This window comes from Nitrospinota bacterium (genome assembly GCA_009873635.1).
Taxonomy (GTDB): Bacteria; Nitrospinota; Nitrospinia; order Nitrospinales; family VA-1; genus LS-NOB.
In genome coordinates, this window is sequence record WAHY01000021.1 from 21,049 (window position 1) to 34,088 (window position 13,040).

Annotated in this window: 10 protein-coding genes; all 10 read right to left on the reverse strand. The window is 40.7% G+C overall.

Annotation, left to right across the window (positions count from 1 at the left end):
- Positions 1 to 669: aldehyde dehydrogenase (locus tag F3741_10725; GenBank protein MZG31254.1), on the reverse strand; the 669-nt coding region annotated here is incomplete at its 3' end.
- A 175-nt stretch (positions 670 to 844) separates the two neighbouring features.
- Positions 845 to 1,636 (reverse strand): hypothetical protein, encoded by a 792-nt coding sequence (locus tag F3741_10730; GenBank protein MZG31255.1) that lies wholly within the window; start codon positions 1,634 to 1,636, stop codon positions 845 to 847.
- A 133-nt stretch (positions 1,637 to 1,769) separates the two neighbouring features.
- Positions 1,770 to 2,495, reverse strand: coding sequence for a pyridoxine 5'-phosphate synthase (locus F3741_10735; GenBank protein ID MZG31256.1), 726 nt, complete (start codon positions 2,493 to 2,495; stop codon positions 1,770 to 1,772).
- Positions 2,492 to 3,316, reverse strand: coding sequence for a dihydropteroate synthase (gene folP / locus F3741_10740; protein ID MZG31257.1), 825 nt, complete (start codon positions 3,314 to 3,316; stop codon positions 2,492 to 2,494). Before folP ends, F3741_10735 begins: the two co-directional genes overlap by 4 nt.
- Before the next feature lie 128 nt (positions 3,317 to 3,444).
- The gene (locus F3741_10745) at positions 3,445 to 5,379 is read right to left on the reverse strand and encodes an ATP-dependent metallopeptidase FtsH/Yme1/Tma family protein (GenBank protein ID MZG31258.1); all 1,935 of its coding nucleotides are present in this window, start codon (positions 5,377 to 5,379) and stop codon (positions 3,445 to 3,447) included.
- Between the two features lie 92 nt (positions 5,380 to 5,471).
- The gene (gene tilS / locus F3741_10750; GenBank protein MZG31259.1) at positions 5,472 to 6,860 is read right to left on the reverse strand and encodes a tRNA lysidine(34) synthetase TilS; all 1,389 of its coding nucleotides are present in this window, start codon (positions 6,858 to 6,860) and stop codon (positions 5,472 to 5,474) included.
- 114 nt (positions 6,861 to 6,974) lie between these two features.
- On the reverse strand, positions 6,975 to 7,451 hold the full coding sequence (locus tag F3741_10755) for a peptidylprolyl isomerase (GenBank protein ID MZG31260.1): 477 nt from the start codon (positions 7,449 to 7,451) through the stop codon (positions 6,975 to 6,977).
- Between the two features lie 179 nt (positions 7,452 to 7,630).
- Complete coding sequence (locus F3741_10760) at positions 7,631 to 8,911, reverse strand: hypothetical protein (GenBank protein ID MZG31261.1); 1,281 nt, start codon at positions 8,909 to 8,911, stop codon at positions 7,631 to 7,633.
- A complete protein-coding gene (locus tag F3741_10765) occupies positions 8,886 to 9,848 on the reverse strand; it encodes a hypothetical protein (GenBank protein MZG31262.1) in 963 nt (320 codons plus the stop codon). Before F3741_10765 ends, F3741_10760 begins: the two co-directional genes overlap by 26 nt.
- Positions 9,838 to 13,040 (reverse strand): transcription-repair coupling factor (mfd, locus tag F3741_10770; GenBank protein ID MZG31263.1); only part of this gene is annotated, 3,203 nt, incomplete at its 5' end. The genes F3741_10765 and mfd, both read right to left, overlap by 11 nt.

Sequence of the window (13,040 nt, forward strand, 5' to 3'; positions counted from 1 at the left end):
CAAAACCAAAGCAACCGCTTTTGCCGCTCCAGTCGTGGTGGGGATCATGGAAAGGTTAGCCGCCCTTGCCCTTCGCAGGTCTTTATGAGGCAGGTCTAGAATCTTCTGGTCATTGGTATAGGAGTGAATGGTTGTCATCAATCCTTTTTTAATGCCAAACTTTTCGTGCAGAACCTTTGCAATGGGGGCCAGGCAATTTGTAGTGCATGAAGCATTGGAAATAATCTGATGCTCAGAAGAATTATAGGACTCTTCGTTAACGCCTAAAACAATGGTTACATCCGGATCCGTTGCCGGAGCAGAAATAATAACTTTTTTTGCTCCTGCCTCAATATGCTTTTTGGCCGCATCACGTTTTGTAAAAATCCCCGTTGATTCGATTACAATATCTACACCTAACTGACCCCAGGGCAGGTTTCCCGGATCACGTTCCGCAGTAATTTTTATATGCTTGCCATCAATGATCAACCCATCAGAATCGGAATCAACATTATATTCACTGACACCCTGAACAGAATCATATTTAAATAGATGTGCCAGCGTAGCGGAATCTGTTAAATCATTAATACCTGCAATTTCAAAATTTGAGCATTCTGGATCGTCCAAAATGCACTTTAATACCGCCCTTCCTATTCGTCCAAAACCATTAATACCGACCTTTATTGCCATCTTTACAAAAATACCTTTCAGGGTAAACTTATTGAAAATGTATGAGTTAAACTAGTTGAGGGTAGTAAAACAACAGGCAAGCCCAATCTCATAAAACTTGTGGGAGTATGCAAAATTTACAAATTCAAGTCAATATAAACCTGCTCACAACTTTATGGGATATATAGGGTCATGCCTAATCTGCGGCAGGTACAGAGTTTATGGCTGGACTGTCTTTCGACTCAGCAGCAGTAAGATAGGTAAACAATATATGATCTATTTCATCACTAATTTCTATAGTTTTTTCAGCACCATTTACCAAACGCTTAAACTCATTGATCAAAAGCCTCTCTTCATCAACTGATGCTTCGAGTTCCATTTCAATTCTTTTCACTTCTTCCAGGAGCCTGGCCCCGTTTTCTTCCAACGCTACCATTTGTTTCTGTGCTTCATCTTTTTTAATGAGAATTTCATCACGAGCCCTGGTTAATTCGGAACGAAGTTTATCAATCGAATATAATTCTCCATCCAAACGCTTAAAGCTTTGATCCAGGTTTTCCAGATAATTTCTCCGTCTCTGTATCAAGTATTCCCTGGATCCAGCAGGGTCCTGATTGTCATGGGCACTTTCATCATCAGCAAGGCTTTGATCAAGGGAAGTCGAGCCATTTAAAAGCTCCTCATATCTTTCTTTAATAGAACTTTCTTCCGTTTGCAGTTGTCCAAGGTTATTAGAAATTTTATCTATATTCTGGGAATATATATCTATATTCCGCATAAGAGTTTCCAGGTTCTCAATATTATCTTTAACTTGCTGTCCAATAGAGTTAAGTTTTCTTTCGATGGATAACCGAAAGGTTTCTTTATATTGCAAAACCCTGCTAAAAGTCTCTACAACACGGGAATATTCTCGAGCACTGGAAATGCCTCTTTCCCGAATGTCAGAGTTTTCCTGGGATACTTGTGAAGATGGTTCAAAATCTGTCATCGTTGTGTCCGTCAATATTTTGGTAAAAACAACACCCATTATTATACCGCAAGTTTTATACCAAACCCATTAAAAAAACACCAAAACTGCAATATTATCAATAGCTTCAATAAATCTGGCTCTGCCAGGATTTTTAATTCCCAGCCAATTTTATTGAGCGAAACATCTCGGATACTGCTTTTTCCATACCCACATAAACGGATTGCCCGACTATGAAATGCCCTATATTCAGCTCCTCAATTTCAGGAATAGCAGCAATATTTTTTACATTTTCATAATTCAGGCCGTGGCCGGCAAAAACCTTCAAACCAATTTCAGCAGACCTTTTAGCACTTCTCTGTATCCGATCCAGTTCTTCATTTATATCTTTGGCAGATTTAAGTTCTGAGTATTTTCCTGTATTGATCTCTACACTATCGGCACCGATTCTTTCTGATGCATCCACCTGCCTCTCATCCGGGTCAATAAACAAGCTGAATAAGATTCCTCGATCTTTAATTTTCCTTCCAATCTCCATTAATTCTTTTCCCTGGGAACAAACATCCAAACCACCCTCTGTTGTAATTTCCTGACGCTTTTCAGGAACCAGAGAAACCTGATAAGGACATAATTCCAATGCTATCTTAACCATTTCCTGTGTGGGAGCCATTTCGAGATTCAACGGAGTTTTAATTTCTTTTTTAATTATCCGCACATCCTCATCCTGAATGTGCCTGCGGTCCTCTCTCAAGTGAACAGTTATTCCATGTGCACCGGCTTTTTCAGCCAATAGAGCCGCCCTTAATGGGCTGGGCTCAATGGTTTTTCTTGCTTCACGAATGGTAGCAACGTGATCTACATTTACAAATAAACGAGTCATATTTCTTCTTTCATAATAGCTTCAGCAACTTTAATCGCCCTCCTGGTGGCTAAAACATCATGAGTGCGAACTATTGACACTCCTCGCATCACCCCAGATACAGCAGCAGCGAGTGAGCCTTCAAGTCTCTCCTCAGCAGGTGTGTCCAAAATATTGCCTATTATAGACTTTCTTGATACGCCTAAAAGCACCGGCTGACCCAATTCATTAAAGCAGTTTATATTATTTAGAAGAGTAAGATTATGGGAGTCTGTTTTACCAAATCCTATACCCGGATCTACAGCTATATTTTCCCGTACAATTCCTGCAGACACAGCAATAGAAATACTCTGCCGTAAATATTCTAAAACCTCCTTCAATACATCCCGATATTGTGGATTCTCCTGCATTGACTCTGGTGAACCTTGCATATGCATCAAAATCACCCCAGCCTTAAATCTCGAAATCGTTTGTGCCATTTCCTCATATTTCTGTAGTCCCGTTATGTCATTGATAATACTGGCTCCCTCTTGTAACACCTGCTGAGCAACAACTGGCTTATACGTATCCACAGAAATTGGCACGTTAGCGACCTTTACCAGTTGGCTCAAAACCGGCAATAAACGTTTTGACTCCTCTTGTGGGGATATGGGCACTGACCCCGGCCTTGAGCTTTCCGCGCCAATATCCAGAATATCCGCACCTTCTTCAAGCATACTCTCAGCGGCTCTGATAGCCTGCTCGACTGTTTTGTACCGGCTTTTTTCGTAGAAAGAGTCATGAGACAGGTTGATAATGCCCATGACTAAAGTCTTGTTCTGTGGAAAACTGAATGGTTCCATAAACAATCTTTGTCGATATTTACAACATACGTTTGTAAAAAGACCCCAAACCAAAAACTCCACATTCCGGCATTATGCCGTTTGAAATGTGGAGTTTATTTAAAACGAAATATTATTAAAACTATTGATCAAGCTGGCGAAGGATCAGGCATCCCTCCTCCTCCCAAAAGCCCTTCTTTAGGATCATTAGAGTCTTTCTTAGACTGCAGCTTTTCAGCAGGAATCTCAGGTTTGATTTTTTCTGTCTCTCCACCAGATGCATCTGAGTCTATATCATTACCATCAAGAATATTCTTCACCTCATTCGCATTCAAGGTTTCCCTTTCCAATAGAGCTTGCGCGAGATTTTCAAGGATATTCCGATTTTTTTGCAATAATTCAGTGGCCCGGTTATATCCACCCATAACCAGGGTTTTGACTTCCTGATCAATGAGTTTGGCTGTTTGATCACTAAAGTTTTTCTGAGAAGAAAAGTCTTTACCCAAAAACACCTGTTCTTCTTTAGTGCCATAGGTTAGTGGGCCCATTTTTTCACTCATACCCCACTCACACACCATTTTACGAGCCATTTCCGTAGCACGCTCAATGTCGTTTCCTGCACCTGTAGTCATTTCACCCAGGCAGATTTCCTCAGCACACCTTCCACCCATCAAAATAGCCAGACTGTTGTAAAGGTAGTTTTTCTGATAAGTATGCTGTTCATCCATAGGCAACTGCATTGTTACCCCCAAAGCCCTTCCTCGAGGAATGATCGTAACTTTATGGATAGGATCCGTTCCGGGCAACAGACAGGCAACAAGGGCATGTCCTGCTTCATGATAGGCTGTGGTTTTTTTCTCTTTTTCTGAGATAACCATACTTCTGCGTTCAACTCCCATCATTACCTTATCTTTAGCTTCCTCAAAGTCCACCATCGTTACAGCTTTTTTATCATTTCGGGCGGCCAGCAAAGCAGCCTCATTGACCAGGTTGGCAAGATCAGCACCCGTGAAACCGGGAGTTCCTCTTGCAATAACCTTTAAATCAACTTCGTCAGTAAGAGGTACTGTAGATGTATGAACTTTCAAAACTCCTTCACGCCCTTTAACATCAGGTCGTGCCACCACCACCTGCCTGTCAAACCGCCCAGGTCTTAACAAAGCTGGATCCAGAACGTCAGGGCGGTTGGTAGCCGCAATAAGGATAACCCCATCGTTGTTTTCGAAACCATCCATCTCAACCAGAAGCTGGTTAAGGGTTTGTTCCCGCTCATCATGACCGCCACCTAAACCGGCACCTCGATGTCGGCCTACCGCATCAATTTCATCTATAAAAATCAGACAGGGACTGTTCTTTTTCCCCTGCTCAAACAAGTCACGCACCCTGGACGCACCCACTCCCACAAACATTTCAACAAAATCAGATCCACTAATGCTGAAAAAAGGCACATTTGCTTCACCAGCAATAGCCCTGGCTAAAAGAGTTTTACCCGTACCTGGAGGCCCTACAAGCAAAACGCCTTTTGGTATCTTACCTCCCAGCTTGCTGAACTTTTGAGGCTCCTTTAAAAACTCAATGATCTCGTGCAGCTCTTCCTTCGCCTCATCGACGCCAGCTACATCCTTAAAAGTAGTTTTATTTTTGGTGTCATTTAACAGGCGGGCACGACTCTTGCCAAAGGACATGGCCTTACCCCCACCTGCCTGCATTTGGCGCATAAAAAATATCCAGATCCCCAACAACAAAATCATCGGAAACCAGGAAATCAGAATGCTCATATACCAGCTCGTCTGTTCAGGGGGAACCACGACAATACGAACATTTTTTTCTCTAAGTGATTTAATCAGGTTCGGATCTTTTGGTGGTGCCGTAGTCTGAAAAGCCTGGCCATCCATATACTTTCCATTAATACTGTCACCACGAATCATCACTTCAGTCACCTGACCCTGCTCAACCTGATCCATAAAGTCACTGAACACCACTTCAGATTGAGGAGCCAAAGGTTGATTAAATATATTAAACAAGGCAATCAGGACTATTCCGATCACAAGCCATAGAGCTAAATTTTTATAAAATTGATTCAAAACTATCTCCTTACAGAGTTATCGCCACAAATTCGGAACTATATAATGGTACCACAAAAATAATATTTGTTGCCTTCTTAATATTTATCTTTTCAAAGCCCCTTTCCTTCAATTAAAAGTACTTTTTTGGTGTTTTCAGCGGCCCGAAATGGATCAGAGATTCGTTCTCCATAAACCCAAATAATATCATTATCGGCATTTGTCAAGATTGGGATAAATGGTCTTTCTTCACGAGGAACCTTTTGGTCTATAAAATATGATTTTACCTTCTTATGTCCCTGCATGCCCAAGGGGATAAAACGATCACCAGGTTGGAAAAACCTTACCTGGATAAGTTCACCTGTCCTATCATAGTCCAAATATGCCTGTTTTTGGTCTATCGATTCAGGCAATGGAGGTTTAACAAATCGAGCATGTAACTGAAGCCTGATTTGAGCCAGGCTTGTTACACCCGGAATCTTTAGTTTTCGTGCTTGTTTGTCTATTTCCGGTGGTTGAGGAACATCGGTCTTAGAAAAACACATCATTTCATATCCACATACTACCCGCACAGAACCAGGAAGCATTATTGAGCTTCCAACCTTAGGTAAAGCAAAAAGATCCAGCACCTGTTTGACATGAAATGCTGTAATCTCCCGAAAATTCCCTTTCAAGCGATAAAAAACTTCACGGACCAGGCGACGTTTCATTGCCAAAGGTTGGTTCTCAAATTTGGCAACCTCAATACACAAGCCACCATTCTGGCTTGTTACAAGTTGGTTATAGAGTTCATGTGTTTTTTCCGACATCCACAGATCTTCTTCATGGGCTATTTCGGACATACTCAATAGGTTTCCTGAAATTTCCCGATTGAATGTCTTTAAATAAGGGATTAATTCATGCCTGATTTTATTTCTAAGGTATTTAGTTTCTTTATTCGTCGAGTCTATTCGGTAAACAAGTTTACGTTCTTCTAAAAACATCTCCAGGTCAGCCCTGTTAAAACGTAAGAGAGGACGAATAACATTCCCTCTCACTTCAGGTATGCCAACCAGTCCCTTTATCCCCGCCCCCCTCAATAGATTCATCAAAACTGTCTCGACCCTGTCGTCAGCAGTATGCCCCAGAGCAATTTTATTGCCCTTTATGGACATAAGAGTTTTCTCTAAAAACTGGTACCTGAGAATACGGGCAGATTCTTGAAAAGAAGTTTTCAGGAAAGTTTTTTTCTCAGCAGCGTCTATTTTGTCAACAATAATGGGAAGAGATAATTTTTCCGCAAGCCGCACAACAAAATCCGCGTCCTCGTCGGACTCCTTCCCTCGAGCCAAATGATTTAAGTGCGCGACATACAATTCATAGCCGAGCTCCTTAGAAAACTGCTCCAAAAGAAAAAGTAATGCCACTGAATCGGCCCCTCCGGAAACAGCAACCAAAACCCTATCTCCAGGGGCTATTAATTCAGAAATCGCCACTTTTACATTGTTCAAAAATATTGACATGGGTCTGTAAGATAATTGATATAAGAATTTCCACTATTGTCATCATGCCCTGAAGGCACCAAGGCACAATGAAAGCTCTCATTACCTAAGTAGAACCTATGACACGCATATTTTTTAATGATGATGACTTCCATCATGAACATGGCCATGCTCCAATTCTTCCTTGGTAGCGTCGCGTATCCCTAAAATTTCAATATTAAAGTGAAGAGTTTTACCCGCAAGAGGATGGTTGCCATTAACATTGATCTGATCACCCTCAATGCTCTCAACAGTAAAAATATTTTCCTTACCATTCATTTCAGAAGAAAACTGCATATCAGGTTTAATCTCCATATCAGCGGGAAAGTTTGAGCGTGCCACCTTCAAAAGAAGGCTCGGGTCTACATCACCATAGGCTTTTTCAGGCGGAACCGTCACATCCTTTTTGTCCCCAACCTTCATATTTTCGAGTTCCTCTTCCAATCCCGGGACTATATTTCCAAATCCATGCAGGTAATTCATACCATCTTCTGCACCAGCCCTGCCTAACTCAACTCCATCAGAATTTTTCAATATATAGCTCAGGGTTACAACATCGTTTTTTTTAATCACAAATGTCTCCTTTTATAAATAACAACAAGTGATGGCCTCAACTAACAGCCGATAAAATTTATTTGAAAGTTAAAAAATAATATGTAATGAGATCCAGTTTTTTGGCTGGAAAAAAATCGGGAAGGAAATGTATAGGTAGGAAAATAAATTCAAGCCAAAAGGGAATATCACCCAGAACACTACAGACTATTCAAAAGATTCTCCTTTCGTTTTTGATATTCTTCTTCAGAAATCTTATTCCGATTTCTTAGTTTTTTAAGGTACTTAAGTTTTTTTTCAAGTGAATCCATTCCAGAGTCTTTATACTTTTTTGAGTTTTCTTTCGACTTTTCTACGGATTTATACATTTGCTCCCACTTTTTCTGCAAACTCTGCTGTCGGGAACTGGATTCTGTTTGGATTTTTTTTCTACTTTTTATATTACTGCTTTCAACCTTCTTATTAGTGCTTCCTGATATCGCATTTTTATTTTTATCACGATCGGCAAACAAGCTCACTTCAATAAAAGCAGATTTTTTTAATTCTCCAATCCATTCCTCATATCCCTGTTTTTGTTTTTCCATGGCAAGAATCTGAGAAATACGCTCCCTGGCATCTTTTAAAGTTAAAGTTTTTCCTTTTAATACTTCCTCAACTTTTATGATGTGATAGCCATACTCTGTCTCAACAATATCGCTGACCTGCCCCTTCTTCATACTGAACGCAGCTTCTTCGAATTCACGCACCATTTTTCCTCTTCCAAAAATACCAATATCTCCTCCATCACTAGCGGAAATATCTTCAGAGTGAATCCTGGCAAGTTCGGCAAAATCAGCCCCGTCCAAAATCTTAGTTAACACATTTTTTGCTTGCTTTAGTTTTTCTTTTCGAACAGATTCAGGAGCATCGCGTTTAGCGATAAAAAGAATATGACGGGCACGTACCTGGCTATCTTGCCAGAATTCTTTCTGGTGGTCCCGATAATACCGCATGATTTCCCTATCACTAACTTTCACCCTATTTCCAATTTCAAAACGGGATATCTTTGACACCAGTATTTGATTTTTAATATGTTCTCGGTAAGAACTCATTGATCTCCCCTCACTCTCCAGCATTGCTTGCAGCTGGCCTTCGGCAAGACCATTTTTCCTGGAAATATCATTTACCGCCGCATCAATAGATTCTTCGTCAACAACAAACCCCATTTTTTTTCCTTCCTGGAGCTGCAGTTTTTCTTCGACAATAATATTGAGTGCTTGCCTCAAAAGCTCCTGTTTAGGAACACTTATTGAAGAATTTGAATAACTACGCCTCAAAAGCTCAGCCCGTTCTTCAATTGTGCTTAAGGTAATTATCTCCGTATTGACTTTTGCCGCGACTTTATCAAAAACCCTGGCATTTACTTCAAGCGGCAAAGTCATTATTAATACAATCAATGACAAAACAAATCTTGTATTAATTAATTTTTTGAAGGTCATCATAGTTGATCTCAATCACTGAGTTTTCTTTAAGCTGAACCATCCATTTCCGGAAAGCTTCATCCTGAAGTTCTTGCATCAAAATTTTTTCAATCTGTTTTTTTGATTCTACAAAGTTCATTTTTCTTTCTTCAACCTTATCAACAACCTTAAATAAGTGAAAACCATAGGGAGTACGAATTATATCGCTCACACCGTCAATTTTTAACTTGAAAACCTTGTCAAACTCTTCAGGCATTTGGCCCGCCTCGAAATACCCCAAATCACCACCACGAACACCTTCAGGCCCAAGCGAATATTCCCTGGCCAACTCAGAAAAGTCTTTTTGTTTAGACTGCAGTTCCTTTTGTATTTCCCGGATCTCTTCTTCAGTCTCAACCATTATATGCAAGGCCCTTACCTGCTCACGCTTATGGAAACTTTCCTCATTAGCCTTAAAATAACGTAGTATTTCATCCTCACTAACAGACACTTTACTATTGACAAAATTGTTAATCAATTTATTTGTCAACAGATTTCCTTCTATAGTATTTTCCCACTGGTCACGAGTTAGGCCCTCAAACTCCAGTTGCTTATTAAACGAATCCTCAACATACCCCACTTCAGCTTTCAATAATTCTTCATCAAGCTCATTCTGAGTAACAGAAATATTGTTTTTTTCAGCTTCCTGCTTCAAAAGTGTATTTTGCACAATTTGTTCAATAGTTCTATTTTTAAGCCAAATAAATTCTTCCGCTGTTACTTCATCTGCTCCTTGAACACGAAATTTCTTCTTATGCGCCTTAAATTCATTCAAAAATCGTTCCAGGAAAATCTCTTCTTTATTTACTACAGCTATTACCGAGTATTTATCCAACTCATCAGGAGAAGAACCATTAGAACAAGAAGCTACAACCAAATATAAGCTGATACCAATTCCTTTCAGCCAATTATTCAACATTGATTTTTTCCTTGATGGGTTGCAATGTGCCAGCCAGTTTTTTCAGATAACCACCTATAAGTTTCAAGTCTGATTTCCAACCTTTTCGATCCACACGAATACTGATTTTATATTCCGAGTCAATACTCAACCGTTCATCAAATATAGTTGTTAGTTTCTCAGGGTTGATGGGAGTAGAGGGGAGTAAATGCAAAGAGGCTTGATTCTGCTTTAATTCAATTTTCGAAATATGTATCTGCTGACTGTATATTCGTATTTCCAGAAGAGCCAGGAGCTTTGCTACTGGTTCAGGATGTTGACCATACCTATCTAAGAGCTCACTCCCAATAGATATTCCCTCCTCCTGTTCACTTGCAACCTGAATCCTTCGATAAAAATCCAGTCTCTGATTCAGGTCCGGGACATAGTCCTTTGGAATGAATCCCTTCACCATCAAATCCAGTTCCGTTTCAATACGGGATTCAATTTTTTCCCCACGGATATCTTTGACCATATCCTCGACCAATTTGCAATAAAGATCGAACCCTATCGATGCTATATGCCCAGACTGCTTATGCCCCAACATATTACCTACCCCACGAATTTCCATATCGCGAGCTGAGAGCTGAAACCCAGCACCAAGTTCACTCAGTTCCTCAATCGCACTCAATCTTTTTCGGGCTTCATCGCTTAGCACACCTGTTCCCGGTATCAACAAGTATGCATAAGCCTGGTGCTTATATCTTCCCACTCTGCCGCGCAACTGATAAAGTTGAGCCAACCCAAATTGGTCCGCGCGATTAATAATGATTGTATTCGCAGAAGGAATATCAAGCCCTGATTCGACAATTGATGTGCACAGCAAGATATCTATTTCCTTATCCATAAATTTTTTCATCACTCTTTCCAACTTGTGTTCCGGCAATTGGCCGTGAGCAATATCTATTTTAACCCCTGGCACAACACGTCGAATCATCTCGGCTATAGAATGAATGCTACGAATTTTATTGTGCACAAAATAAACCTGTCCGCCTCTATCTATCTCCCTCATAATTGCCTCGCGAATTACTTTTTCATCGAATTTGCGAACAAAAGTTTTTACTGCAAGGCGGTCTACAGGGGGGGTTTCGATAACACTCAAATCTCTCACGCCCATCAGGGAAAAATGCAGGGTACGAGGTATCGGAGTGGCTGTAAGAGTTAATATATCTACCGAGTTCCTTAGCTTTTTTAATTTTTCTTTATGTTTGACACCAAAACGTTGTTCCTCATCAACAACGATCAAACCCAGTGAAGCAAACTCAACATCTTTGGAAAGCAGTCTATGAGTTCCTATAATAATGTCGACATTCCCTTTTTTTAGTTGAGCTAAAGTCTCTTTTTGTTCACCAGGGGTGCGGAATCTATTAATTATATCAATTGACACAGGATATTCGCGAAAGCGTTCGCGAAAAGTCAGCAAATGCTGTTGGGCAAGAATAGTAGTGGGTACAAGTACGGCAACTTGTTTTTTATCCAGAACAACCTTGAAAGCCGCTCGCATAGCAACTTCTGTTTTACCATAGCCCACATCGCCGCAAATCAGCCTGTCAGAAGGCTTGTCTTTTTCCAGGTCTGCCTCCACATCCTCTATGGCTTTTAATTGATCTTCAGTTTCCTCATATTCAAAAGCGTCAGCAAACTCTCTCATCAAAAGAGTATTGTGAGAATAAGAATGCCCGGATGCCAGCTTTCGGGCAGCATAAAGTTTCAACAAATCTGCCGCCATTTCTTCAATGGCATCCTTAACCTTTTTCTTCTGACGTTTCCAGGCAGCCCCTCCCATTTTACTCAGTGGAGGTGGTGTTTCGGATGAACCCACATACTTTTGAACAAGCCCTAAGGCTTCCATCGGCAAATAAAGTTTTTCGTCATCGGCATATATAATCTCTAAAAATTCTCCCCCCCCTACCCCGGTACGCAATTCACGGGTTCCCTGATACAAGCCAATTCCATAATCAATGTGTACGAGAAAATCACCCTCTTTTAAATCTTTCAATCCTCTCTGAAAAGACTGTGAGCGAGGTTTTCTGCGATACCGATGCTTATGTGTTCTTCCAAATATTTCGTGCTCTGCAATGAAAACCTGCTTAAAGTTTTTCAGTTGAAAACCTTCACTTATCCTCCCAAGGTCGACATCGATTTCAAGTCCCCACTCATGAAGCAATTCATGAATCCGCCGGACTTGCCCTTTGGTCGGGGCAACCACCAGCACTTTATTTTCCTCTTCCTGCCACTTTAGAACTTGCTCGCTAAAGGCATCAATATTTCCAACCAATGAAGGAATGTGCTTCACCTCTAGACTGATGGACTGATCCAATTCTTCATCAGAGGTTTTCAAGGTATTCATAACCACACACCCCTTGAACTTGCCTGAGTAACTATTGAATTCATCCATCGATAAATACAGATCTTTCGGAGCAGCAGCTATCTCTCCGTTATCAATAACCGTTTCATATTGCTCATTGATGAGATTTTGAAACAGGTCAGATTTTTCGCGCAACCGATCTTCATCAGCCAACACCACGAGAGAGTCAACAGATAGATAGTCAAAAAGCGATTCGCAATTGGAATAAAATAACGGGGCCAGAAATTCTATTCCAGAAAACATTCCCAGGTGCTGAATTTTTTCCTGCAATTCCTTGACCATCAATCGATCACTATTGTTTTTTTCAGCAAGCTCATTAATGGCATCCAAACCATTTTTAATTTCAACCTCGCTCAAACAAAGTTCACGTACCGGCAAAACACTTATCCTGTCCAAATCATTAGTAGAAACCTGTGATAAGACATCAAATTCACGAATGGATTCTACGTCGTCACCAAAAAATTCGATGCGAACAGGATTCAACCTGCCAGGCTGGAAGAAATCAACAATATCGCCTCGTACGCTGAATTCACCCCTGTTCTCAACCAGCGGAGAACGAATAAAACCATTATCTGACAAACAAGCTTCCAAGAGTTCACGTTCCAGGCTCATCTTGCAGTGAATGGGAAATACCAATTTCTCCAATACCTCACGTGGAATAATCTTTTGCAATGCCGACTCTAAAGGAACAACAAGAACCAAGGGTTCTCCGTTTCTCAAACGGTTAAGAATGTCCAGTCTTTCTCCGGATATTTCATTCAGGGGTGAAAGTTGTTCGTAAGGGAGAAGTTCCCAGGATGGGAAAA

What these genes read in the sequence shown, in the direction of transcription:
- folP (MZG31257.1), bottom strand. Translation starts at nt 3,316, where the DNA reads ATGGAACCATTCAGTTTTCCACAGAACAAGACTTTAGTCATGGGCATT.
- F3741_10735 (MZG31256.1), bottom strand. Translation starts at nt 2,495, where the DNA reads ATGACTCGTTTATTTGTAAATGTAGATCACGTTGCTACCATTCGTGAA.
- F3741_10765 (MZG31262.1), bottom strand. Translation starts at nt 9,848, where the DNA reads ATGTTGAATAATTGGCTGAAAGGAATTGGTATCAGCTTATATTTGGTT.
- tilS (MZG31259.1), bottom strand. Translation starts at nt 6,860, where the DNA reads ATGTCAATATTTTTGAACAATGTAAAAGTGGCGATTTCTGAATTAATA.
- F3741_10760 (MZG31261.1), bottom strand. Translation starts at nt 8,911, where the DNA reads ATGATGACCTTCAAAAAATTAATTAATACAAGATTTGTTTTGTCATTG.
- F3741_10730 (MZG31255.1), bottom strand. Translation starts at nt 1,636, where the DNA reads ATGACAGATTTTGAACCATCTTCACAAGTATCCCAGGAAAACTCTGAC.